Raw genomic sequence first — 26,715 nt, 5'->3', positions numbered from 1 at the left:
CAAAAATACTTATCTAGCTACTTTTAGGGTGTTAATTCGTTGTTAAAAGAATTAAGTCGCGCAAATTTAAACTGTTAAATATTTACTTGCAAATTCTTTTAAAAAGTAGAGATTGTTTACTTTTGCACGGAATTTAAAAAAAGAATAATGTTATCAGTTTCTAATTTATCAGTTCAATTTGGTAAACGTGTTTTATTTGATGAAGTAAATACTAAATTTACTCAAGGTAATTGCTATGGAATTATTGGAGCTAATGGTGCTGGAAAATCTACCTTTTTAAAGATTTTATCAGGACAGATTGATCCAACTTCAGGGAATGTACATTTGGAGCCTGGAAAACGTATGTCAGTACTTTCTCAGGACCACTATGCTTTTGATGAGCAGCCTGTTTTAGAAACTGTAATAATGGGTAATAAAGACTTGTATGCTATTAAAAAAGAGATAGATGCATTATATGCCGATTATACCGATGAGAATGCTGAGAAAATTGGAGAGTTACAGGTAAAGTTTGAAGAGATGAATGGTTGGAATGCCGATTCTGAAGCGGCAGCAATGTTGTCAAACTTAGGTATCAAAGAAGATTTACATTATTCATTAGTTGGTGATTTAGATGGTAAACAAAAAGTACGTGTTTTATTAGCACAAGCTTTATTTGGAAGCCCTGATGTATTAATCATGGATGAGCCAACGAATGACCTTGATTTTGAAACGATTTCTTGGTTAGAACATTTCTTAGCAAATTATGACAATACAGTAATTGTAGTATCTCACGACCGTCACTTTTTAGATGCAGTTTGTACACATATTTCTGATATTGATTTCGGTAAGATAAACCACTTCTCAGGGAATTATACATTCTGGTATGAATCTTCTCAATTAGCAGCAAAGCAAAGAGCACAACAGAATAAAAAAGCGGAAGATAAAAAGAAAGAATTAGAAGAATTTATCCGTCGCTTCTCTGCAAACGTAGCAAAATCAAAGCAAGCTACATCTCGTAAGAAAATGATTGAAAAATTAAATGTTGAAGAAATAAAGCCTTCGAGTCGTCGTTATCCAGCAATTATTTTCGAAAGAGATAGAGAAGCAGGAGACCAGATTTTGAATATAGAAGGTTTATCTAAAACAGATGTTGAAGGAGAATTGTTATTCTCTAATATAGATATTAACTTGAATAGAGGAGATAAGGTAGCTATTATCTCAAAAAACTCTAAAGCTACCACAGCTTTTTACCAAGCAATTACTGATAATGATAAAGCGGATTCAGGAAAGCATAGTTGGGGAGTTACAACTACTCAATCATATTTACCATCGGACAATTCTGAGTTTTTTCAAAATGGAGAGTTGAACCTTGTAGATTGGTTACGTCAGTATGCTCAAACAGAAGAGGAAAGAGAAGAGGTGTTCTTAAGAGGTTTCTTAGGAAAAATGATTTTCTCAGGGGAAGAGGCATTAAAGAAAAGTAATGTGCTTTCTGGAGGAGAAAAAGTTCGTTGTATGTTATCTAGAATGATGATGACTCGTGCTAATATTTTATTATTAGATGAACCAACGAATCACTTAGATCTTGAATCTATTCAAGCGTTAAACAACTCTTTAATTAATTTTAAAGGAACAGTTTTATTTACCACGCATGATCATGAGTTTGCACAAACTGTGGCAAACAGAATTATTGAAATTACCCCTAAAGGTGTAATTGATAAATATGCAACTTTTGATGAGTATTTAGATGACCCTAAAGTGAAGGAATTAAGAGAAAAGATGTACTCTTAATAACTTGATAACTTATATAAATAAAAAAGCCATTGTAATATTACAATGGCTTTTTTATTTAAGCGATATTTTTATAATGTATTTCGTCTAAAATGTCTTTTGCACCATATCCATAAAATAAGAGTACTTTTTCTTTTTTTAATGAATGTTTATACAAAGTAAGAATACTTTCAATGGCTACTTTGTCAATAGTAGTAACCTTACTTATATCTAAGGTTAAGTTACTGTATTTATTAAGTGCTTGATATGTTACAAACTCAAAAAGTTCCAAGCTGCTTTTATTAAGTTCTCCAGAAAGTTTCAGTGAGTTTTCGTTTATATGTCTAATTCTAAATTCCATAATTTCAAAGTTTTAAGAATATTTAATACTTCAAAATTAAGTTTGATTATAGAAAAGACTTCATTTTTTCGATAAATGAATGTAAGTTGTCGTTTAAAGGTGTTGATTTTTAGACATTTACTGAAAAAAAACTAAAAACATTTCCTCCATAACGTTTTTCATAGCTAAATTGAGGATGCTCACTTAAATTGGTTTGTTTAGAGTGCTCAATAATTAAAACGCCATCTTCATTTAATAGTTTGTTTTCAAAAACAAGATCAGCAATCTTTAAGAATTGATTTTCTTCAAAGTCATAAGGAGGATCAGCAAAGATTACATCTGTACTAAGATTAGTTTTTCCTAGAAATTTATACACATCACTTTTAAAAGTGGTAATGTCTACATCTAAGTCTTTTGCAGTTTGATTTATAAACTTAATGCAAGCATAATGAGCATCTACGGCATAAATATTTTCGGTACCTCTTGAAGCGAATTCATAACTAATGTTTCCAGTTCCAGAAAATAAGTCCAGAACAGAAATTCCTTCGAAATAAAATAGATTATTTAAAATATTAAATAGGGCTTCTTTCGCCATATCCGTAGTAGGTCGAACAGGTAAGTTCTTTGGTGCAGTAATACGTTTACTTTTATATTTTCCTGAAATTATTCTCATTTTAAGAAACTAATATAAAATTTGAATGGTTTGAAAACTCGTTACTTCCTTCAAAAAAGTTAGACTCTTTATTTAAAAAGTTAACATTTCTAACATAATTGTAAGTAATATTAAATAACTCAGAGTCTTTTTCTATTTCTCCAATCAAATACAGTTGTAATTTATCTGGATCCATTTCTAATTGTTCTGCGGTAAACAAAACATAGTATAAAAAATCTTCTTTGGTTTTATAGGGAAAAGAATTGTATAAGAATAGCGTTTCCTTATTACAAACGACAATGTCTATATGGTTATGAGAAACATGTACATAAAATTGTTTCTCTTTATTAGTAGTTAGGTCTAGTAACTTTTCTATTAAAACGGTTGAATGATGTTTATATTCAAACTCTCCAAAATTTTGGAATAGAAAATTATTAATATTTACATAAGGAATGTAAATATTATTTGACGCTATATTCTCAATTTCGTCGTAAGTAATAAAATCCGTAGCTAATGTTTTTACAGAATACTTTAAATAAGGTTTTAAATTGTTTCTGTCAAAGTACAGAGTAGGAACTAAACTGCTTAGGTTGTTTTGATGTACAGCAAATACAGTTTTGAATTCGTGTTGTAAATCTTCATCCTTCTTAAAAACTTCTATTAGATTCGTTAATAAAAGCTCTGGTGAGGAAATAGGTTTCTTAAAAGAATACTCAGTAAAAACAATAATTTCTCCTGTATCATCATTAGTAATACAAAAAGAAAATCCATCCAAACTAAATTGGATGGATAATTTTTTATGTTGCGCAATAACGCTTTTTTTTCTACTCTTCTTTTGCAACTTTCTCTCCTTTATCGTAGTATGGAGGCCAGTTACCACCAGTAGTTACTTCAGTTAAAGAACCTACAGATACAAATTCTCCTTTAATTTGATCAGTTTCAACAGCTTCTAATTCTTGCTTAATTAAAGAAGGATTCATTCCTTTTAAAATAGGCTTTTTACTAACCTTAGCTTCGAATACTGGTACATTTAATCCAGCTACCTTTTCAACAGTTCCTGTAGCCATCTGAAATTCAACGTCAGTTCCAGGTACTTTAAAGATTGCTTGTAAATCTTTTCCTTCGAAATATTTTGAAGCAGGCTCATAGTCTACAGTATCAATTACTCTTACAGAAATTTCTTTAGTAATACCACCACCTAATTCAACAGTCTTTTGCTCATTCCTAGCTTCAGTAATAGCTAAAGAGTCATTTTGGATAAAATTAATTAATTGGTTTTTATCTTTAGCATAAGTTCCTTTTGCTTCATTGAACTTAACTTGAGCATCACGAATTAACTTTAAGTTTTCAATAACTTTAGCGTAACGTACTTTTTTATCTTTGTTAAAGTATATCGGTTCCATAATACCTCCATAAATTTTATAAGCTAAAAAACCTGAAGCTACTAATAATAAAATAGATACTAACCATCTCATTTTCAATGGAACAAATTTTACTATTAAAAAAGCTAATAGAATTGCAACTGCAACAGCTGCTAAAATCATTAATAACAAATTCATTTTTTTAATTTTTAATATATGATATTCGCAAATCTACAATTTTTTTTGAATGATAAAAACAAATAATCTATAAATAGATTTATCTTTGTGAATTATTTAAAATATGATAGAATCTGCTTCTACTTTTTATAAAGAGTTATTACAAAAATTTCCTTACCAACCTACAGATAAGCAACAAGAGCTTCTTGATGCTTTAACAGACTTTATATTTGACAACAACAACCGTGCCTTATTCCTGCTAAAAGGATATGCAGGAACAGGTAAAACAACCATTATAAGTACGGTAGTAAATAATCTATGGAGAGTAGGTAAGAAGTCAGTGTTATTAGCTCCTACAGGTAGGGCGGCCAAAGTAATTTCGGGATATTCAAAAAAACAAGCATATACAATTCATAAGAAAATTTATTTCCCTAAAAAACAGAGTAGTGGAGCTGTAAATTTTGTAATGCAACCCAATAAGCATACAGATACTTTATTTATTGTTGATGAGGCTTCCATGATTTCTGATGAGAAGCAAAACGCGAAATTGTTCGAAAATGGCTCTTTATTAGATGATTTGATATCTTATGTATATTCTGGTAAGAATTGTAAAATAGTTTTTATTGGGGATACAGCGCAGTTGCCACCTGTTAAATTAACAATGAGTCCGGCCTTAGAGGCAGATAAACTTTCTTTTGAATTCAATAAAGATATAACCGAGATAGAGTTGGATGAAGTAGTACGTCAACAAGAAAACTCTGGAATTCTAATGAATGCGACCGATTTACGTTTGTTAGTTCAAAATGATTCAGAGCATTTTAAATTTGATGTAAACTTCCCTGATATCGTTCGTTTACAAGATGGTTATGATATTCAAGATGCTATTACACAAGCATATGATGGCGATATTGGAGTTGAAGATACTGCAATTATTGTACGTTCTAATAAAAGAGCCAATCAATATAATCAACAAATAAGGACCAAAATAAGAGGGCAAGAAAATGAAATCTCGGTAGGAGATTATGTAATGGTTGTTAAGAACAATTATTTTTGGTTGAAGGACTCTTCTTCAGCTGGCTTTATTGCCAATGGAGATATTTGCGAGGTAATGAGGATTAATTCGATCAAGGAGTTATATGGATTTAAGTTTGCGGAGGTTGAAATAAGAATGATTGATTATCCTGATATGAAACCTTTTGAAACGGTACTATTGTTAGATACTTTAACTAGTGAAAGTCCTTCTTTAAGCTATGAAGAGTCTAATCGTTTATACGAAGCAGTAAAAGAAGATTTTGCTCATGAGAAATCAAAGTATAAGCAGTTTATGGGAGTTAAGAAAAATAAGTTCTTTAACGCACTTCAGGTAAAGTTTTCTTATGCCATGACCTGTCATAAATCACAAGGGGGACAATGGAAAACCATTTTTATAGAGCAACCTTATTTACCTGACGGACCTTCTGTAGAATATTTAAGATGGTTATATACAGCAGTAACGCGTGCCCAAGAAAAGTTATATTTGATTGGATTTAAAGACGAGTACTTCATAAGTTAAAAATGTTAGTGTTTTGTTAATTTAATTGGTTAGCTAGTCAAAAAAACTATTTTTGTTAGGCAATCAAATATTAAAAAATGAACAAAAAAATAACTGTTTTTATTTCATTTTTATTGATGACTACATCAATAATCGCTCAAAAGCCCCAAAAGCTTACTTCTAATCAGATTTATGAAAAAGTTCAAAAGCTTAATTTTTTAGGCTCAGCTTTATATATAGCGGCGCATCCAGATGATGAAAATACTCGCTTAATAGCTTATTTAGCAAATCATGAGAAAGCCAGAACGGCATATTTGTCTTTAACAAGAGGAGATGGTGGACAGAATTTGATAGGTCCAGAAATTAGAGAATTGTTAGGAGTAATAAGAACACAAGAACTATTAGCAGCTCGAGGGGTAGATGGAGGAGAACAACGTTTTTCTAGAGCCAATGATTTTGGTTATTCTAAACATCCAGATGAAACCTTGAAGATATGGGATAAGGAAAAGGTACTTGAGGATGTAGTTTGGGCAATTCGAACTTTTAAGCCTGATGTAATTATAAATCGTTTTAATCATAGAACTCCGGGAACAACTCATGGGCATCATACTTCTTCAGCAATGTTGAGTGTTGAAGCATTTGATTTAGCTGGAGATAAAACTAAGTATCCAGAGCAATTAAAGCATACACAAACATGGCAACCGAACCGTTTATTTTTTAATACATCTTGGTGGTTTTACGGAAGTAGAGAGAATTTTGCAAAGGCAGATAAATCTAAGATGATGAGTATGGATGTAGGAGTTTATTATCCGTTAAAAGGTTTGTCTAACAATGAATTAGCATCTATTGCAAGTAGTCAACATTTATGTCAAGGTTTTGGTCGTCTTACTACTAGAGGTACTCAAACTGAATGGGTAGAGTTTTTGAAAGGAGATTTCCCTAAAGATAAAAACGATATTTTTTCTGGGATAAACACTACTTGGAATCGTATCAAAGGAGGAGGAGAGATAGGAGATATTTTATATGAAGTAGAAAAGAACTTTGATTTTGTACACCCAGAGAAACATTTACCAAGCTTGTTAAACGCCTATAAAAAGATACAAGGACTAAAAGATGAGCACTGGAAAAAAATAAAGACTAAGCAGTTAAAAGAAATTATAGAAGCTTGTACAGGATTATATTTAGAAGTTTCTGCAAATAGTTCTAGTACAACGCCAAATGGTTCAGTAACCCTTAACTTTGAAGCGTTAAATAGAAGTACAACTTCAATGGAATTAACTTCTATTGAGATCTTACCAGAAGGTAAGAACATCGCGAAAGAATTAGATTTAGCTCCTAACAAAAAACAAAATTTCAAAGAAGAAATTGTTTTAGGTACTATGGATTATTCCGCTCCATACTGGTTAAAAACTCCATGGACTTTAGGAATGTACCAAGTAAATGATAAAACAAAAATAGGAAATCCTGAAAGTGCAAGACCTATAAAAGTTAAGTATACAGTAACAATTGAAGGAGAAGTAATTTCTTTTGTAAAACCAGTAGTTTACAGATATTCTCAGAGAGATAAAGGGGAAATTTATGAACCTTTTGAAGTATTACCTGAGGTAACAACAAAGCTTACCGACAAAGTATTAATCTTTGCTGAAAAAGCTTCTAGAAAAGTTGCAGTAGAAGTTAGAGCAGGGAAAAACGGAATTACAGGAAAAGTTGGATTAAATGTTCCGAATGGATGGAGTGTAAGTCCAAAGGAAATTCCTTTTTCTATAGAACAAAAAGGAGACATTCAAAAAGTTAATTTTGTAGTTACTCCAACATCAGAAGAATCTGAAGGATATATCAAAACTGTTGCAACTGTAAAAGGGAAAACATATGAAAAAGAATTGATAGAAATCAATTATGACCATATACCAAAGCAGTCTGTATTATTGCCATCACAAGCAAAGGTAGTACGTTTAGATATTAAGAAAGAAGGTTCTCAGATAGGATATATTCAAGGATCAGGTGATGCAGTTCCTGAAAGTTTACGCCAGATAGGCTATAAAGTAACAGAGATTAATATTGGAGATATTGGAGAACAGAATTTAAGCCAATTTGATGCAGTAGTAATTGGAATTAGAGCTTACAATACCAAAAAAGAATTACAGTTTAAACAAAAGTATTTGTTAGACTATGTTAAAAATGGAGGGAATGTTATTGTACAATATAATACCAACAGAAGAGTAGATGTAAAAGCGCCATACGAATTAAAGTTATCTCGTGATCGTGTTACTGACGAAGAAGCGAAAGTAAGCTTATTAGCTAAAGAACATTTAGTATTACAATATCCTAATAAAATTACTGATAAAGATTTCAATGGTTGGGTTCAAGAAAGAGGATTGTATTTTCCGAACTCATGGAGCAAAGAATATACTCCAATACTTTCTATGAATGATAAGGGAGAGTCTCCAAAACAAGGTAGTTTATTAATAGCTAAGTATGGTAAAGGAAATTATGTTTATACAGGATTGAGTTTCTTTAGAGAACTTCCAGCGGGGGTTCCAGGAGCGTATAAGTTATTTACCAACTTATTATCGCTAAAAGATAATAATGAATAAAAAGATATTCTCTACGGGGAATATGATTAAATAATATGTTTTTAAAAACTGCTACAGTATTTGTAGCAGTTTTTTTATTTCTTAGATTTAAATAGATTTATAGAAACTGTTGCTAATTCAGAATTAGGAAATTTTCTAGAGCTAATATCTTCAGAAACCAATCCAATAGCGTCCATTGCTTTCAAATACTCCTCCAATTCAATGATATACTGATCTGAGTATCCATGAGTGGCGTCATATGCTGTAGCAGCTGTTTTTCCTATGTTTTTTGCTACTAACTCTGGTTTAGAAGTATGTAATTCTATGAGCAATAACCCAAATTTATTGATATAAGGTTTCCATTTGTTAAAATGTTGTTTTAAAGATTCGATGACAAGATTGTTATTTAAACGTTTCCCTCTATAGGCATATGCACCTGTAGATGATGTATTCACTAAAGTTTCAACAGGGTTTGGTTCTTGCCAAATACGGTTATGATCTAAAAAAGTTCGAACATTAAGAAGGTCGGATAAGTTAATTCCATATTTCTCTTCTAAGTCTTCAGATAATGCTTTCGGATTTCCAATATCTCCCCAAATAACTTTAGCCCAGATATCTGCTTGAACTAAATTTCTACGGGTAATTTGTAGTGCAGCTTCATTATAATCTACACCAATAAGTAACAAAGGATGATCTTCTAGTTGTTTTCCTCTTGATGTCTGATTTTCGATAACATTGAATAAATGTTTTAAAAACGCACCGTTACCACAGCCAACATCTAAAATGCCTTTTGGTTGCTCATGTATTGGTTTGTTAAACAAATTAATAATTATCTCATCAATAACTCTAAAATAGGCCGCATGAGCACCACCACTTCCCCAAACATTCATTTCTCTATCTACATGAATTTCTTCATTTCCTATGCCTTCTGTTCTGAATATGTTAGGATTTCCAAAAATCAGTTTATCAAGCTTTCTTAAGGTAGGAATATAAGAAACAGTAACTCCGTATGCACTAGCTCTTCTAGCAAAGAACAATCCTTTGTCGGTAAATTCATAGGAACTATTAGTTTTAGAAAACCATCCAAGACTTGTGAGAATATCTAATAATCTTCCAAAGTTTTTAGGATCTTTATGAAACTCTTCTGCTTTAAATTTTGTTTGCATAAAGTATTTATGAAACATACCACTCATACCTAATAAAACGATGGTTGGACCAATTATAATGCCCTCAATATGCATTAGAATTTGCGATAAAATTTCTTTTTCAGTTTCAGATTCAGGAAGATTTATATGAAAGTTATTGGAGAAATCATTGTATAATTTTTCAAGCTGATAAAAAGATTCTGATTCAAACTTTCGAGAATTAAAATTCTGAGAGGATTTTAAGAGTTCAAAAGCTTTTTTGTATAAATGAAAATATTTAAAAGCACTTTCAGAAACCTCATTACAACTGTATACAACGGTGTTATTTTCGTTATTTACAACCTGGGTTAACCATCCTTGAGAGCATAATGTTCTTAAGGCTACATTCAAATAACCATCATTGACTTTGAATTGAGTTTTTAGGGCTGTTAAACTTGCAGTCTTCTTGTTTAGTAAATAAGTAGTTATTCCCTTGTCAAATAAAATAAATGCCGTAGGGCAAACAACAATACCATCTAAGTGACGAAACAATTGACTTCGAAGGGTAGATTTTTCTAATTTTGTAAGCATAAATAGAACATTTTCTTCTAAAGATAAGTATTAGATCTTGTGATTAAAAAAAAATGTTCAATGAGTGTACTAATTTTATACTCTTTCTAAGGTGAGATTGTAAACACTGGTTTTTGTGGAGAAGTCCGAGTTTAGAGTATTTACTGTTTTTCGTTGATATATATATTGTAATTCTAAGGTGTTTTTGGTAAAGCTTTTAATTTCAATTTCTTGAGTGAAGTCTATTGTTTTTAGAGTGAGTAAATTTCCTTCTAATTTCCAGCTTGAAGGAGGATAAACTCCATCAATTCCTTTTACATCTTTAGAATATTCTTTTTTACCCCATTCATTAATAATTTCTAAGTCAAAAAAGCCTGCTGCGGTTAATTCATTAGGGGTTGAGTTAAAGGTATAGGTTAGTGTAAAATTGCTCCCAATATTTTCTAGCTTTTCAGTACTAGTTATTCCTTTTATTGATGATTCTAAGGTTTCAGAAAATTCCATTGTGGTTATTTTCCATTGACCATTTAAATCTAATGTAGGGTTAGTATTTAGTTTTAGTTCAGTTTCAGAACATGAAAAAAGAATGGCAAAAACGCAAATAGAGAGAAGGGATTTGAGTTTCATTATTGAATTTTTAAAAAGTTGAGTGGGCAAATATATTTAAAATTATTAGTTTTGATTTTAAACAATTATAATGAAGAAACTTATAATAGCAAGCACATCTACGGTTCATGGAAGTGGTTACTTAGAATATATTTTACCAACTCTTTCAGAGTTTTTTAAAGGGGTAAAAAGTATAGTATTTATCCCTTATGCAAGACCAGGAGGAATATCGTATGATGAGTATACAGATATAGCTCGCAAAGCTTTTGCAAAGATTGATATATACGTTAATGGTATTCACGAGTTTGATAGTCCAAAAACAGCTCTTCAGAATGCTGAAGGAATTTTTACAGGTGGAGGTAATACTTTTGAACTAGTAAATCAAATTTATAAAAATGATGTATTTACTGATTTAAAAGAAGTTGTAGAGAATGGAACTAGGTATTTTGGAACCAGTGCAGGAAGTAATCTTTGTGGGGTAACAATGATGAATACGAATGATATGCCAATTGTATATCCACCTAGTTTTAAAACTTTTGAATTTATTCCTTTCAATATTAATGCTCATTATTTAGATCCGAATCCAGATTCTACCCATATGGGAGAAACACGTGAAACGAGAATAAAGGAGTATCATATTTTTAATGAAACTTCTGTGTTAGGACTTAGGGAAGGAAGTTGGTTAGAAGTTAATGGAGAATCAATTAAACTAAAAGGAGATTTAACAGCTCGTTTATTTGAGCAAAATAAAGTTCCAGAAGAATTGAATTCAAATGAAGAAATAGGACAATATTTCAAATAAAAAAAACTCCAAGTTCAACTTGGAGTTTTTTTTATTTTAAGAATTTCTTCGCTCACATGCGAGCAATGTGTTTTTTAACAACATGGCAATCGTCATTGGTCCAACCCCGCCAGGAACTGGAGTGATGTGAGAAGCTTTTTCAGAAACTTCGTTAAAAGCAACATCTCCAACTAAACGGAATCCATTTTTCTTTGAAGCATCTGCAACACGTGTAATTCCTACATCTATAATAACAACACCATTTTTAACCATGTCACCTTTTAAAAATTCAGGTATCCCTAAAGCTGCTACAATAATATCAGCTTCCTTAGTAACCTTAGCAAGGTCTTTAGTTCTACTATGGGTTAAAGTAACGGTTGCATTTCCAACTTTTCTTTTTTGAGAAAGTAATATACTCATAGGACTTCCTACAATATGACTACGTCCAATAACTACTACGTTTTTCCCTGAAGTTTCAACATTATATCTGTCTAATAATTCTAAAATCCCGAAAGGAGTTGCTGAAATAAAGGTTGGTAAGTTTAAAGCTAATTTACCTACATTCATAGGGTGAAAACCATCAACATCTTTATCTGGATCTACAGCCATTAAAACTTTTTGTTCATCAATATGATCGGGTAGGGGAAGTTGTACTATAAATCCGTCAATATCATTGTCTACATTTAAAATATTAATTTCATTTAGTAATTCTTCTTCAGTTGTTTCTTCTGGCAAACGAATTAAAGTAGATTCAAACCCTACACGTTCACAAGCTTTTACTTTTGCATTTACATAAGTTAAACTAGCACCATCGCTACCTACAATAACAGCAGCTAAATGCGGAACTTTTTTGTCTTGATTTTTTAATTCTATTACTTCTAAAGCAATTTCTTCTTTAATGTCTGCTGAAGTTTTTTTACCGTCTAGTAAAATCATTTTTAGTGAGTTGTGTTGTTAAGTTGTGTTGTATATAAAGCAAAAGAGAAGCCGTAGCTTCTCTTTGTAATTTTTTATTTCATTCCGCGCATCATTTGCATCATTTTTCTTCCGCCACCGCCTTGCATCATCTTCATCATTTTGCTCATTTGGTCAAATTGTTTCATCAATTGGTTTACTTCTTGAATAGTCGTACCCGAACCTTTGGCAATTCTTTTTTTGCGACTTGAATTTATAATTGAAGGTTTACCTCTTTCTGAAGGAGTCATAGAATGAATAATAGCTTCAATTCCTTTAAAAGCATCATCGTCAATATCTACATCTTTTAAAGCTTTTCCTGCTCCAGGAATCATTCCTACTAAATCTTTCATGCTACCCATCTTTTTGATTTGTTGAATCTGATTTAAGAAATCATCAAAACCAAACTGGTTCTTAGCAATCTTCTTTTGTAGTTTTCTTGCCTCTTCTTCATCGTATTGTTCTTGAGCACGCTCTACTAATGAGATAACGTCTCCCATTCCTAAAATACGATCGGCCATACGATCAGGGTGGAATACATCAATTGCATCCATTTTTTCTCCTGTACCGATGAATTTGATAGGCTTATCTACAACAGACTTAATAGATAAAGCTGCTCCACCACGAGTATCACCATCTAACTTAGTTAATACAACTCCGTCAAAGTTTAATACATCATTGAAGGCTTTAGCAGTATTTACTGCATCCTGACCTGTCATAGAATCTACAACAAATAAAGTTTCTTGTGGATTTACAACTTTGTGAATGTTAGAAATTTCATTCATCATTTCTTCATCCACAGCCAAACGACCTGCTGTATCTATAATTACTACATTCTTACCGTTTGCTTTCGCATGTTTAATAGCGTTTTGAGAAATCTCAACCGGATTTTGGTTTCCTTCTTCTGCATATACCTCAACACCAATTTGCTCTCCAACAACGCGTAACTGGTTAATTGCTGCAGGACGATAAACATCACATCCAACTAAAAGTACCTGTTTAGATTTCTTAGTTTTTAAGAAATTAGCAAGTTTACCAGAAAAAGTAGTTTTACCAGAACCTTGTAAACCAGACATTAATATAACAGTAGGAGAACCTCCTAAATTAATACCTACGGTATCACCTCCCATTAACTCGGTTAATTCGTCTTTAACCAATTTAACCATTAATTGTCCTGGATTTAATGTAGTTAATACATCTTGTCCAATGGCTTTTTCTTTTACTCTTTTAGTAAATTCTTTTGCAATTTTAAAGTTAACATCGGCATCTAATAAAGCTCTACGAACTTCTTTTAAGGTTTCAGCAACATTAACCTCGGTGATTTTTCCGTGTCCTTTTAGCGTATGTAACGCTTTATCTAATTTTTCGCTTAAATTATTAAACATGTATCAGCTTCATTTTAAGAGGCACAAATATAGCAATTTTGTTGTACTTTTTTTGATTTAATTTACTCGGATTTAGAAAGGGGAAAATCCTGTGCTAGTTTTTTATTTAAGTGATTGATTTTTCGTAAATTAGAATGTTTTTTCCCGTTAGATTGTATTTTTTTATTAACAATTAAACGCCCCCCGCGATCATGAAATTTACTTATTTTTTGAAAGGGCTAGTATTAGCCTTTTTTTTATTGTCTTGTAATGCAAATGAAGACATTAACCAACTAGAAGAAGTTACTGCAAACAAAGCAGATGAGAAAACCTTACAATCACCTGATCTTCAAGGAAGATGGTTTTGTAATATTCAGAAAAAAATTAAGCACAGAGGTATTTACATTAATAATTTTGAGAATGATATTCTTGGAAATTTTGTAGAAGAAACAAAATTGTTGATGTGGTGTAATCGAAATAATTTCAAAGAAATTACCCTCTATACTGTAAGTTCTATTTTAAATAGCCCTGCCCAAAAAGAAAAACTCACAACATTTGTTATTCAAGCGCATTTGTTTTATGGTATAAAAGTCTCCTTTAGTGCAGCAAGTAAAGAAGCCATTATAAAGATTAAAAATTATCAAATGGAGTTAAATTCTCCATTAGAAAAATGCGATGGGATTTTTACTGAGTACGAGTTTTGGAATCCAAATACTAGTGGAGTTAATTACAATTATTATAAAAATGACATGCTTGGTGTCTTGGAAAATCTTGCTCCATCTATATCTCAAAAATTTAAAAACAACCTATATGTCTATAACTTTAGTGATGCAAGTGGTCAATATACAGATAATCAGGTTTTGGAAGATATTGTTGATTTCATAAAAAGAAAAAGAAACAAACATCGATTAGTACTGGTTAATTATAGAGCTAATGCTCAAAATTTTCCAACAGATATAAATTCGAATTACTACAAGAGAATCCAAGATTTAGCAAATATAGCAGCTGCGAAAAATGTAAAAATAAAAGTAATTGTCTTATACATGACAAGAAACGATGTTGCATCTTCTATGTATAATTATTTTGCAGATAACGGTTTAGGAAATGATTTTGAAGATGCTTTTATTTCTTTTAAGAATGGTTTTAAAAATTCTACGATTCAAAATAAAAGGTATTTAAATTTATTTGGTTATCAGATTTATAGATATTCAGATGCAAAATTAGCTAAACCTTTGGGTAATGGATTTAATTTTGATGTTTCGGAAGAGGATGAAGATGACTATTATGAGGATGAATACGATGATGAGTATGAGGAAGAAGAAGGTGATGAAGACGACGAAGAAGAGGAGGATGATGAAGAAGATGATGATGACTAAATATTACTATGCTATAAGAAGAAGTAATAAAAGTTAAAAGTAAAACTGCCTTACAATAAAATTACTTTATTGAAAGGCAGTTCATATAAACAAACAACCTATTAAATTTGTGATTAATTACCTATTTGATTGAAGGTATTTACTTCTAATGCAGCTGGATTTGAAGCTGTAATCTCAAAAATGGCATCATTAAAATCATTATCTCCATTTGGTACAGAGATGTCTTCAAAAGCAATTACCACCGAGTTGCAAGTTGCATCGTGAAAAATTATACTTTGTTGTCTTCCACTTAAATTGTAATCAATATCTGTGTGTTGTGAATAGTATCCGTCAGTTATTTTTCCATTCCTCCATCCATTGGCAATTAAGAAAAAACTAACAACAGTTCCTGATTCAAAGGTTCCTAGAAGACGCATAGTGTTTCCTCTTACCAAGTCTCCTCCTGATCTTTCCGCAGAAGCATTTGGGAAAATTACAACTTTATCAACTTGATCTGGACTTGCAGGTTTATTACCTTCTTGATAGGTATAATAACCCAATACGTTTTTATAACCTGCACCTTCGTCAATAAAAGTCAATCTTAACTCAGTAGTTTCTTTAATAACAAGATTTTTTACTGGATTTGTAAAGTATTCAGGATGAGCCGTCATTGCATTTTGCCTTTCTGGTAATACGTTTGCATAAATATTAGTTAACAAAGTGCTACATATGGTTTTATCTGGTTCAAGTCCATCTGGTTTTCCTCTACTACCATAAGTAGTGATGGTTTTGTACTCGTCTTTGGTACGTTTTCTTAATATTTTAAATCCACCACCACCTTTTGCTACAAAGACCCATTCACCATCAGCAATGATATAGTTTGCAGAAGCTCCTTCTTCTGCCATATCCCAGTAAAAAATTGGTTCAATATCTTCTCCGTTAGAAGATGGGTGAGGAGAAATAGAAATACCATCGGAACCGTTTGCGGTATATACATAGTCATTATCGGTACTAACACCATTGGTGTTCCCAACAACGATCATACTTCCTTTAGATTCGTTAGTAATGCTCCCATTGGTAACGTCTACCAATGCTAAACCATCTTCTCCTTTGGCAACATAAAGTTTGTTTGGATCTATAGGAGAGAATTCCATAGTTGATTTTCCTCGATAGGTTTCAACTACATTTTGATGTTTAATACTTCCAATATCATAGCTAGTACTTTCTAAACCATTCCCAACATTGTTTACCTTTAAACTAGCGTTATCACCAGTTACTAAACTTACAACTTTTGATCCGTTGTTAGTTCCATTAACAGCAATGTATTTAGCATCTCCATAACTTTCTGAATCAATAGCTTCCAATGTATTCTTGTTTAATTGTACAGTACCTCCATGTGTTTTTCCCGAAGTAATGTATAAATAGTCATTTGTTACAGCTATTCCATTTGCAGAGGCAGAAACACCTGAACCATTAAGTACATTTGATAAATTCTTTCTTCTAAATGTTTCAGAGAAAAGTCCATTATTGGTTTCTAGTTCATAAAGCTGGGCACCAAGTTTAGAGTCTGACATGGCCAGCCATACTTTGAGATTAGATGATCCACTAATAGTTCCCGATGTAACCGCATTGATATCTGAGTTTAGAAAATTAGCTTGTGTAATAATTGAAGGAAAGTTTGCATTAGTTAAGTCAATTACTTCAACAGCCCCTATGTGAGTGTCTCCTTGTTTATGATAACTCACATAGGCTTTGTTGTTGTCAAGTGTAATATGAGTTGCACTTAAAGTTTCTCCGCTAACAACAAGCGGAGCAACCTCGGCAACATGCTCCCAGTAATAAAGTTCTTGCGTACCGTTAACTCCAGAGTTACCTTTTGCATTTACACCTGAGACTAAAGGGGTAATGGTTGCGGTTCTATTGATATATGTGATTCTTTTAGAAAGTTCTGAGCTGTTATTATTTACAATAAAAGCTTTTTCGGTTAAATCAGGTTCTATATTCTCAGTGGTTGGCGAACTACAGTTTGTTAGTAGTAGTAAAGCCAAAATAATAATGAGGGGGGCTGATTTTGTGTTCATAAAATTATTTTTAAAGTTAGTTAAAACCCAGCTCTTTTAGCTTGGATAGAGGATTTGTAGGGATTCCAAGGATCTTCAAAAGATCGTTTGAAAAAGAATTCTTTATAATAGGCTATGGTACGTACAATTCTTAAATAAGTACCTGTATATATAGACATCATAGAAACGTAAGGCCATAAGTATAGCTCTTCTTTTCGTCGTTCTGAGTATAAATAAATGCTAAACATTTGTACATATGACATTACAAAGTACAATGTGAAGTTCATTGGTATTACAAACTTTAGTTGGCTCGTATAATTCACAATGATGTCAATTATGTAAATCCACCAAAGAATATCTAGAATTACATTGTAAAATACATTTTCAGCTAATGAAAAGAAGTTAGACCAGTTAAAATTTGCATTTGGAAAGTATACGTCCTTATGTTTTCGTACTCTAAAACGAATGATGGATTTATCCCAACGCAATCTTTGTTTGGTTAACACTTTAAACTTAGAGGGAGCATTGGTCAAACAAATAGCTTTTGGTTGAAAGTAAATTCGATATCCTGATTTTCTAATTTTTACAGTGATATCTCCATCTAATCCAGGACCAATATCCCATCCACCAATGCTGTCTGTAACATCCTTTCTAAAAGCACCAAATGCGCCAGAAATGATCTTGTAAATACCAAGGTATGATGTTACAATTCTACCTACAGAAACCGTTTTAAGATATTCTATAGCTTGTAATTTAGCACATAAACTATCGCGGTAATTTCTCACTTTAACATTTCCACCAACAGCACCTATTCTTTTATCTAAATAAAATGGGATAAGGACCTGTTCAATGGCGTCACAATCAAAGGAACAATCAGCATCAAGATGTACAATATATTTTCCTTTGCTATATCGTAAAGCCAAATTTGCAGCAGAAGCTTTTCCTCCTCTCATTTCATTCCTTAAAAACATATCTATCAATCCTAGTTTTTCAAGGTTTTTACCAATGATAGGAGTGTCGTCATCTGATCCGTCATCAACAATAATTAACTCAAAATTTTTAAAGGTTTGTTCTGCTAAAGATTTGGTCAGTTTATAAAGATGACTTCCTTCATTCTTTCCTGGAATAATTACTGAAACAAAAGGGTTTTCTGTAAATAGCTTTCGTTTAGCCTCAGCAAACTTCTCATTTCTACTTTTTCTTTGTAACCAATGTATAAAAGCAATGATATAATCAACGATGATGTATCGAGTAAATTCAAACAACACAAAGTACCAGAACACACGAATAAATTTCCCTAGTCCAACTACAAACCAGTAGTGAACGTATTCTGGTAATAAGTTATGAATACTCAGTATCATTGGGTAAAGAAATTATGTACTTGTTTTTCAGGTGTTATTTTATCATATCTAATTTCAATCTTCTGTTGAACGTTTTCTATATTATCACTTAAGAGCTTAGATAGATTGTATTGTATGTTTTCTAACCTTTCTAATTGATCTTCTTTTGTTTCTGGTAATAATAGATAGTAACAATTGAAACTATTAGAGTTTAAGACATCTGCTTCTTTTAAATATGATTTAATAATACCTGCTATTTCTTTTGTAAGTTCTTTTTTAACGTCTGCATTTAATAACTGTAATTGTTTGTTTTGGAAAGATATTTCTACAAAATAACTATTACAGTTAGTCGTTTTTACACGTTGTATTTCTTGTTTAAGTAAAATTCTAAACAGAGATAAACTTACATTACCAATGCTATATTCTTGTTTTTGACTATTCGATTTGTCAATAGATATCACTTGATTTTCTCCTTTTTGAGTAAGGCTATAACTTTGAATAGCTTTTTCTAAAAGTTCATCTAGTTCATGTTCCGTTTCACAATCAATACACAATGCTTTCATATTCGTGTTTTGAAATTCGTGATTACAGGTATTACATGAGTAGATGGTAGATGGTTTATCATAATCAATACCAATATGTCTTAATTGTTTATTACATTTAGGACATTCTAAACCATCTTCTACTTTAAAATCTTTTTCTGGAGCAACATGAGCACATACAAAATGATGTACCATGTCGTGAGGCTTAATATCTATAGAATCGCATTTTGGACAACATTCTCTAAAGTTTACATAACTACTTGCACAAGACTTACATAAATGAACATAATCATCTAGGGTAGTAGTTAATAGTTTGTCTTCAGATAGTTTATTAAGTAAACTAAGCATTGAAATCATTTCAGAAGACTTAAACAATAAAGAGATGTAAGGAAATTCGTATCCAATTAAACTATCTCTTGAAGCAATTGGACTAATAGTTTTATTTCTTGTAAAACAAAAAGCAAGTATTTTAAACTTAATCAACTCTTGATGAGAGTCTAAATCTGGTACAATAAGCTGATTAATTCGTTTTTTAATTACCAGAACTCTTTGAATATAAGATGAAGACATGTTGATATCTACTGCACCATCTGAATGTATCTCAATACTTTTAGATAACTTATACATGCTATTAATAAAAATAGGTAATAATCCAATTTTTACTTTTTCCAAAATACGTAATTGTTTCAGAATATCTCGAGCATGTTGTATGTCTTCAGTATCAATAATAAAACCATCTAGATATTCAAGCTGCTCATTTTTTAATTCATTAATATGAGAAACCATGAGCAACGAATATCCATTGTACGCTATTTTCCTGGCGTTATTATTATATTTAAGTAGGTTGATCATTTTTTAGCTTTTTAAACTTTTGTTTAGAGAGACATATAAACTTCTTCGGGAAATTTATCTTTTTTGTCTCCTTTAATATCAAAGATTAAAGTGTCTTTGGTACCATTTTTTAAATGGTCATAGTATGCTAAGTATTTATAATTTTCATGATCAACTGCTAGTATGATAACGTCAAATTTACTTGAGGTATAGTTATTAACTTCTAAGCCATATCTTTTTTTAACTTCACTAGTATTGGCGAGGTAATCTTGAATTAAAACTTTAAAACCTCTTCGTTGTAGTTCTAAACATAATTCTGCTGTTTTTGAGTTTCTAATGTCGTTTACATTTTCTTTAAAAGTGATTCCTTTCACAAGAATAGAAAATTCGTCTTTTAGATGTTTCTTTGCTTGAAGTTTATCCTCAATTCTGGTTGCAATATGTGTAACCATACTTTCATTTACTTCTCTGGCTTGCTGAAGTAATCTAGGGGTGTAATGGTTTTTACGGGCTTTACTAATTAAATAATATGGATCTACACCTATGCAATGACCTCCTACTAATCCTGGAAAGTAGTTATGGAAGTTCCATTTTGTACCTGCAGCTTCCAAAACATCTTTGGTATTGATATCTAGAATTGAGAATATTTTTGATAGTTCATTCATTAAACTAATGTTTACATCTCGTTGAATGTTTTCAACTACTTTAGCTGATTCAGCAACCTTAATACTTGGAGCTCTATGAACTCCGGCAGTAACGACTGTTTCATATATGTTGGCTACTAGTTCTAAAGTTTCTGGCGTACTACCGGATACAATTTTTTGAATTTTAGTAAAAGTTCTTTTTGTGTCTCCGGGATTTATTCTTTCAGGGGAATATCCTACGGTAAATTCTTTGTTGAATTTAAGATCAGAAATTCGTTCCAAAATAGGTACACATACTTCTTCCGTACATCCAGGATATACCGTTGATTCAAATACCACACAATCACCTTTCTTTAAAAATTGAGCAATGGTTGCAGTAGCCGCTTTTATAGGAGTAAGGTCTGGTTCTTTAGTATTATCAATAGGTGTTGGAACAGCCACAATATAAACTTTAGCGTTTTTTAACTCGCTAATAGTTGAAGTGAACTGAATGTCTTTATTTTCAAACTCGTTAAAATCTACTTCTTTACATGGGTCAATTCTATTACTTAAGCTGTCTATTTTTTGAGAGTTAATATCGAAACCTATAACTTTAAATTTAGCAGCTATATTTAAGGCTAAGGGTAGCCCAACATAGCCTAAACCCACAACAGCAATAGTTTCTTCTTTTTTAATTAGCTTGTTATAAAAATCACTTTTTTTGTAAGCAATAAAAGGGTATTTACTTTCTAATAATTGTAGAGAGTCTTGGAGTTTTGGTAATGTTGTCATAATTGGTTGTTTTAATAAGATCCATAATTTTAATTTTAGTAGGTTATTGTTTTTTGTTTCTTCGAAAAGAAATGTAGTTTAGGGAGGTAGTTGTATTCTCATAGATAAAAGGTTTTAAATTTTATTAATTTTAACCTTTAGATTTAGTTTGTAATACCTTCCCCAGTCAGGTATCTCTTCTTTATCTAAAGGTATGATTTCGGCCAAAATGTTTCTTTCAGTTGGTTCATACTTTTTCTGAAATTCAGTAGGGGCTTTATAAGTAGAGATGTACAGTTTGTTGATAATACCTTTTGAAAGTGACTTATCTGGAAACTCTACATATACTAAACTTCCTTTTTTTACTTTGGCTATGTCTTTTATATTGAAATAAGCTTTGATAAAAACCTTTTCAACATTATGTATGGTCATTACATTTTCTGCTTTGTAACAAACTTCTTCGCTATTTTTTAAAATTTGCCCTATAATTCCTGTGATAGGAGAGTGGTAGGTATTGGTAAAATTTTGGTTACCAGAATTTATATTGCTATTTCCTTTTTTATGGGTGTCTTTTTTAAGCAGTGATAGTAAGTAAATCTCATTTTTTAAAAGGTCTATATCTCCTTGTAATTTTAGTTTTTGAGTATTTATTTCATCAGCTTTATTCTTAGTATAAACGTCTAGTAATACTAACTTGATAATTTGTTTTTCTTGAAACTCTAAAAGTGATAGTCGCTTTTTTAAATGTTGTAGTTTTATATAATTCAAACGTATTTGTCTCAATATATCATCATAGTCTGAAGAGTATTTTTCTCTTTTATCTAAATTTTTTAAAACGATTGAAGCATCGCTGTCAAAATCATCTTGAAAATAATTAAACAGATTAGTATTTAAATGAACGGTATCTCCTTCATTAATAAATATTTCTTTAACTCTGATATCGTTGGTGAAGTTTACATCTACTTTCTCCATTAGCATTTGTCCATTACCATACACCCAAACCGTTTTTTTATAAACAAAACTAGCAAGCCATACAACTAACAGTATTAATAGAATAAAGTATAGGACTCTATCAAAGTTGAGTTTTTTCTTTTTTATTTTGGGCTCTTTTAAGGTTCTAATAATGGCCTTACCCTTTTTGTAGCTAAATTTTTTCATTTAAATATTCTTTTAAATTCTCGGTTGAGGTACTCTGCTACCGTTTGAAAATTTTCCTTTTTAGATATAATTTTAAAAGGGATGTTACGTTTCTTTAAATAGGCTCTAGCTTTTATGTCATCCTTATGTACGTAGATGAGTTTTTGTTGCTTTGAAGCCAATATTTGCATTTGAAATTTTAAAGAGTAAGTTTCATGAGAAGTTAATAGCCTTGGGGGGCTGGTATCTATGTGCGAGTAATAGTAAGGTTTTATCAAACTATTAATATTATTGCTATTATGTAGCTCGAAAATGTGAGCTAGAATAGTATATAGTTGTCGTTTAACTTGAATAATATTTTGAAGTATTTTAAATTGTTCTTCAATCAATCCTAGAATTAGATATCCTGTTTCTTCATTATTAAATTCCTCTTTGATTACTTTTAAAATTCGAATTCTTTCATTGGTAACATCCCAGTTTTTATATTGGTTTTGAAGGTCTTTTAGTTTTTCATTATAAGAGTTTACTTGTGTAATTACTCTATTTAATTTTCCAACTTCTCTATCGGCTAATTGAGCACTTAGAAGTTTAAGTTCTTCATTGATTATTTTTTTTCTGTGATTAAAGCGTATTGGTGCTTTAAAGCGTATTCCTACACTTGGGAAATATTGATCGGTTTTAGTACTTATTAGGTAGTTTTGACTTGCATATATTGATAAAGACAATTTGTTAATGGCTTTGTGTTTCAGTACAATATTTTCCTTTAAATATGGTGTTTCATCAACTTGTTGATGTTTCAGTTGTAAACTGTCAATATTTAATAGAAAAAGAGGTAGCTTGTGTATGATCCTATTGTTTTTTGAAACACTATCTTTTATAATTGCGTTCTCTTTTTCAATAACTTCTATTTGTTTTTTGAGTATATGAATTTGATTTCCAACCTTAATCAATGGTTCACGTTTGATAAGCTTTTTGTTGTAAACATCTGTTAAAAAGTCGAAGTACTCATTTTCAAAGTCAAGGAACTTACTAAATAAAGCTATTGCCTCTTTGTTGTAGATATAACTGTAATCAATTCTAAACTGTCTTCTCCATAAAACTTTTTCCTCTTTTAAATTCTTATGTTTTAGAACACCTATCTCATTGCACAGTTCTCTCGACCTAGTTCTATTATGTATGTATCCATTTTTTAGAATGTTCCATTCCAATTCTAAATTAACCCTACCCACATTGAAAATGTTAGTTTCATCTTCTAAGACATTTCTAAAATTGTAACTGGCATTTGCTTTAAATACCAATCCTATATCTTGGAGAAACTGTGATGATTCTAACTTTTTAAGATTTATAAGAATACCATTTCTGTTCTTTGACTCATCGACATTTGTTGAAAAAGAAAATATGTTTTGATGCTCTGAAGTTTTTGAAAACTCTAGAGTAGCCTTTGTTTCCTTATAAATCAATTCAGAACTATGAATTAAATTATCTAAAGATTGGGAACGAGTAGAAAATGGTATGTATACGAATAGAATAAACATATATTTTAATAATCGAAACTTTAACAATATTCTCTTTTTTATGTACGCGACCTCATGGCACGTACGTTAACATAACCGCGTGCTTATACAGTTTAAAAGTTGTTACTTTTAAATTTTTAAGGGGAGTGAAAAATCTTTTGATTTAGTGTGTCAAATCACAAAAGCTATTGAAGCTCTAATAATCTGTAGCGTCCAAACAAATTGTAAAATGACAAATAGTGAGATTTTAAATGTAATAAGTTCACCCGTTTAGGTGATGAATCGTAAGTAGATTTATCTACTTCTTTTAAAGATTGACAGGGCACAATTCTCCTGTCCATAAATAAGTAATTTCTCATAGTTTCGGGGGGCTAAATTAAATTTACTTCTTATAGTTTTATACGTCGTATGCTATTAATTATCAGTAGCATATAGTATAAATATAGGAGATAGAATTAGAATTAAAAAAAAATGGTCGTTTTTTTCGATGAATGACAGTTAATTGGATAATATCTACTAATTATTGTCCTTTAAAAGCTTGGTATGATGCTCTGTATGGTATGCAGTCCACATAATAATTTCTCTAATAGGCATTTTACCCATTAATGGATGAGGTAATATTAAATTATCTAAGTCCTTGTCTTTCCATTTATTAGTTTTATGCTGTAGTTTTTTGTTTTGTATTTCTAATGTGGTAAGCAGTTGTCTGTACTTTTCTAAAGAGGGAGTTTTTACCTTAATATTAAAAGCTCTAGCTTTTTCTTTATTTTTAGAAAGCTTTTCTTGATACCTTTTAACAATATCATCATATGCACGTACTTCTCTATTGGATTTACCAAATTTATATTTCAATAAAAATTTAGGAAAGCTTAAGGCATAGTTTACTTGTTTAATTGAATCAACCAAATGAACTATATGCTGACCTGTAGTCCATTTGTCACTAGGAACTTTATCAAAAGAGTCCTCTGGTTGTTCATTGATCCAATTAAATAGTTCTTGATGTTTTTCTTCAAGTATATTAGAGATAGCTTCTTTATTCATTCTTTATAAAAGTTGGTGAAGCGTCAATATACAAATATTAATTTGTTAGTTTAGGTAGAATATATGTTTGAAAAATGCTTTCCGGAAGTTGCGTAAGCTTACTATTATAATTGCCTGCTGTAATTACGCATACAACTTCTAGTTTAGGAATAATAAAGATATATTGTCCTCCATTTCCTCGTGCTTCGATAGACTTAAATTTTTGTTTGTTTATAGAATAACTACGATGCCACCATAAATATCCATACCCATTTTTATCTTTTACATTCGTTAAATTATGATAAGTTTTAAAAGATTTATCTACCCATTCTTTAGAAAGTATTTGATTTCCTTTCCAAGTACCCTTTTGTAAATATAACTGTCCAAATTTTAGCATATCTCTTGGAGTCATATATATACCACCAGCAAAATAAGATGTACCTGTTAGATCTTTTTGAATAGTGTAATTGGAGATATTCAAAGGCTTGAATAGATGTTGATCCATATATATGTGCGTTGGAGTAGGAGTTATTTGTTCTATTGCAACACCTAGTAAATATGGATTGGCAGAACCATATTCAGCAATTGTTCCTGGTTGATGAATTATAGGAGCAGAAAGAACAGTTTTTAGCCAATTTGGAGAGTTTTGATAGGTTTGTTCTGAAGCTTTTGATTTGACATCGAAACCAGCACTCATGGTTAATAAATCAACTATTTTAATGGTTGATTTTAAACTGTCTTTTGTATGTTGATATTCATTAGGAATAAATTTGTAAAGAAGTTCTTGCTCGTTTTTTAACAAGCCTTGCTCAATAGCAATTCCTGTAATAGCTGAGGTGATACTTTTTGAAGCTGAACGTTGATCATGAGGAATATTTGAGTTATAACCTTCAAAATAGTTTTCATAAATTGTATTTCCTTTTTTGGAGATTAAAACACTATGAATATTAAGTAGTTTTTTTGTTTGGATACTGTCTTCTAATCCTGTTAGATTAAGCTCGTTTTGTATTTGTTGTGGAGAAATACGATACTTTCCAAACTCCCATTCCTTTATAGATTTTTTCAAACGTACTGAGGTAATCACTTTATTTGAAAGAAGAATATCTAAATCAATAGCGTTCTTTAGCAATTTTCCTTTGAAATGTAATCCTGTCCTAAAGTCTTGAAAACTAATAGTGTCTTTTTTCTTTTTAGAATTCATACACCAAGTACCGGCAAATCTTTTATCTCCAAAGAATGGATATGCATCAAAAGTGTCGTTGTTTACATTTTCAATACTTAAAAAGATATCTTTAGAAAGTAGCTTGTCTAATATAAAAATATTCCATCTACCTTTATAGGTGTTATTTGTATGCTTTTCTAATTTAATATGATAAAAGTAAATTCCAGAACTAATGAATCCGTTAATTTCTGATCCATCTTTTTCTAAAACACCATTAAATAATATCGATTTATTAAGATTAAAATTAAGTATCTTTTTATCGGAAGAAGATGTTTCTTTTTGAATAGTAAATTCATCATTTGATATAGCGAAAACATATTTTTCATTGCCTAGAACTTTTAATGTAACATCAAAGTTGAGTACATGTTGATTTTTAAGTTCACCTTCCCAGTGGCCTTCGTAGGTTTTAATGTTTGTTTGTGCAAATGAAATAACGTTGCATAGTAAAAGAAAGTAGAATTGTAAAAATGGTAGTCTCATAATATTTGTTTATAAGGACAAAAATCAGTTAAAAGGGA

General features: G+C 31.0%; 21 protein-coding genes. 5 read left to right on the top strand and 16 right to left on the bottom strand.

The genetic code is table 11. From position 1 onward, the window contains the following. The first annotated feature begins 147 nt into the window (after positions 1–147). Positions 148–1,770, top strand: coding sequence for an ATP-binding cassette domain-containing protein (locus tag Q0873_RS04990; protein ID WP_299104791.1), 1,623 nt, complete (start codon positions 148–150; stop codon positions 1,768–1,770). A 58-nt stretch (positions 1,771–1,828) separates the two neighbouring features. Here Q0873_RS04990 and Q0873_RS04985 read toward each other — a convergent pair whose 3' ends face one another. From Q0873_RS04985 to Q0873_RS04970, 4 genes are all read right to left on the bottom strand, one after another. Then, on the bottom strand, positions 1,829–2,110 hold the full coding sequence (locus tag Q0873_RS04985) for a hypothetical protein (RefSeq protein WP_299104790.1): 282 nt from the start codon (positions 2,108–2,110) through the stop codon (positions 1,829–1,831). A gap of 109 nt (positions 2,111–2,219) precedes the next feature. Then, the gene (locus tag Q0873_RS04980) at positions 2,220–2,762 is read right to left on the bottom strand and encodes an RsmD family RNA methyltransferase (RefSeq protein ID WP_299104789.1); all 543 of its coding nucleotides are present in this window, start codon (positions 2,760–2,762) and stop codon (positions 2,220–2,222) included. A 1-nt stretch (position 2,763) separates the two neighbouring features. Further along, entirely contained in the window at positions 2,764–3,582 is an 819-nt protein-coding gene (locus tag Q0873_RS04975; RefSeq protein WP_299104788.1) for a DUF3822 family protein, read from the bottom strand. Further along, positions 3,566–4,300, bottom strand: coding sequence for a hypothetical protein (locus Q0873_RS04970; RefSeq protein WP_299104787.1), 735 nt, complete (start codon positions 4,298–4,300; stop codon positions 3,566–3,568). The genes Q0873_RS04975 and Q0873_RS04970 overlap by 17 nt, the downstream gene beginning before the upstream one ends. Positions 4,301–4,403: 103 nt before the next feature. On the opposite strand from Q0873_RS04970, the gene Q0873_RS04965 reads away from it, so the two are divergent. Together Q0873_RS04965 and Q0873_RS04960 are read left to right on the top strand one after the other, a co-directional pair. Beyond that, entirely contained in the window at positions 4,404–5,831 is a 1,428-nt protein-coding gene (locus Q0873_RS04965) for an AAA family ATPase (protein WP_299104786.1), read from the top strand. Between the two features lie 77 nt (positions 5,832–5,908). Then, positions 5,909–8,404, top strand: coding sequence for a PIG-L family deacetylase (locus tag Q0873_RS04960; protein WP_299104785.1), 2,496 nt, complete (start codon positions 5,909–5,911; stop codon positions 8,402–8,404). A 74-nt stretch (positions 8,405–8,478) separates the two neighbouring features. On the opposite strand, the gene Q0873_RS04955 is transcribed toward Q0873_RS04960, so the two are convergent. Continuing rightward, a complete protein-coding gene (locus Q0873_RS04955) occupies positions 8,479–10,098 on the bottom strand; it encodes a class I SAM-dependent methyltransferase (protein ID WP_299104783.1) in 1,620 nt (539 codons plus the stop codon). Positions 10,099–10,173: 75 nt separating this feature from the next. Next, entirely contained in the window at positions 10,174–10,704 is a 531-nt protein-coding gene (locus Q0873_RS04950; protein ID WP_299104782.1) for a hypothetical protein, read from the bottom strand. Positions 10,705–10,774: 70 nt separating this feature from the next. On the opposite strand from Q0873_RS04950, the gene pepE reads away from it, so the two are divergent. Next, entirely contained in the window at positions 10,775–11,485 is a 711-nt protein-coding gene (gene pepE, locus Q0873_RS04945) for a dipeptidase PepE (RefSeq protein ID WP_299104781.1), read from the top strand. Between the two features lie 36 nt (positions 11,486–11,521). On the opposite strand, the gene folD is transcribed toward pepE, so the two are convergent. Both folD and ffh read right to left on the bottom strand, forming a co-directional pair. Further along, positions 11,522–12,400: a bifunctional methylenetetrahydrofolate dehydrogenase/methenyltetrahydrofolate cyclohydrolase FolD gene (gene folD, locus Q0873_RS04940; RefSeq protein ID WP_299104779.1), complete on the bottom strand. Its 879-nt coding sequence runs from the start codon at positions 12,398–12,400 to the stop codon at positions 11,522–11,524. Positions 12,401–12,474: 74 nt separating this feature from the next. Then, the gene (gene ffh / locus Q0873_RS04935; protein WP_299104778.1) at positions 12,475–13,803 is read right to left on the bottom strand and encodes a signal recognition particle protein; all 1,329 of its coding nucleotides are present in this window, start codon (positions 13,801–13,803) and stop codon (positions 12,475–12,477) included. Positions 13,804–13,994: 191 nt separating this feature from the next. On the opposite strand from ffh, the gene Q0873_RS04930 reads away from it, so the two are divergent. Continuing rightward, complete coding sequence (locus tag Q0873_RS04930) at positions 13,995–15,158, top strand: hypothetical protein (RefSeq protein ID WP_299104777.1); 1,164 nt, start codon at positions 13,995–13,997, stop codon at positions 15,156–15,158. A gap of 113 nt (positions 15,159–15,271) precedes the next feature. Here the strand turns inward: Q0873_RS04930 and Q0873_RS04925 are convergent, their stop codons facing one another. The 8 genes from Q0873_RS04925 to Q0873_RS04890 form a co-directional block, all read right to left on the bottom strand. After that, positions 15,272–17,218 (bottom strand): DUF4114 domain-containing protein, encoded by a 1,947-nt coding sequence (locus Q0873_RS04925; protein ID WP_299104776.1) that lies wholly within the window; start codon positions 17,216–17,218, stop codon positions 15,272–15,274. A gap of 20 nt (positions 17,219–17,238) precedes the next feature. Then, positions 17,239–18,558, bottom strand: a complete 1,320-nt coding sequence (locus tag Q0873_RS04920; RefSeq protein WP_299104775.1) for a glycosyltransferase — start codon at positions 18,556–18,558, stop codon at positions 17,239–17,241. After that, on the bottom strand, positions 18,555–19,931 hold the full coding sequence (locus Q0873_RS04915) for a hypothetical protein (protein ID WP_299104774.1): 1,377 nt from the start codon (positions 19,929–19,931) through the stop codon (positions 18,555–18,557). The genes Q0873_RS04920 and Q0873_RS04915 overlap by 4 nt, the downstream gene beginning before the upstream one ends. A gap of 23 nt (positions 19,932–19,954) precedes the next feature. After that, the gene (locus tag Q0873_RS04910) at positions 19,955–21,325 is read right to left on the bottom strand and encodes a nucleotide sugar dehydrogenase (protein WP_299104773.1); all 1,371 of its coding nucleotides are present in this window, start codon (positions 21,323–21,325) and stop codon (positions 19,955–19,957) included. Positions 21,326–21,439: 114 nt separating this feature from the next. Next, a complete protein-coding gene (locus tag Q0873_RS04905; RefSeq protein WP_299104772.1) occupies positions 21,440–22,462 on the bottom strand; it encodes a hypothetical protein in 1,023 nt (340 codons plus the stop codon). Further along, positions 22,459–23,976 (bottom strand): hypothetical protein, encoded by a 1,518-nt coding sequence (locus Q0873_RS04900; RefSeq protein WP_299104771.1) that lies wholly within the window; start codon positions 23,974–23,976, stop codon positions 22,459–22,461. Before Q0873_RS04900 ends, Q0873_RS04905 begins: the two co-directional genes overlap by 4 nt. A gap of 495 nt (positions 23,977–24,471) precedes the next feature. After that, complete coding sequence (locus Q0873_RS04895) at positions 24,472–24,996, bottom strand: DinB family protein (RefSeq protein ID WP_299104769.1); 525 nt, start codon at positions 24,994–24,996, stop codon at positions 24,472–24,474. Between the two features lie 37 nt (positions 24,997–25,033). After that, on the bottom strand, positions 25,034–26,677 hold the full coding sequence (locus Q0873_RS04890; protein WP_299104768.1) for a serine hydrolase: 1,644 nt from the start codon (positions 26,675–26,677) through the stop codon (positions 25,034–25,036). Positions 26,678–26,715: the final 38 nt, after the last annotated feature.

This window comes from uncultured Tenacibaculum sp. (assembly GCF_947498805.1).
Classification (GTDB): Bacteria; Bacteroidota; Bacteroidia; order Flavobacteriales; family Flavobacteriaceae; genus Polaribacter.
Note: the sequence above shows the minus strand (reverse complement) of the source record. Positions and strands in the feature narration are given on the sequence as shown.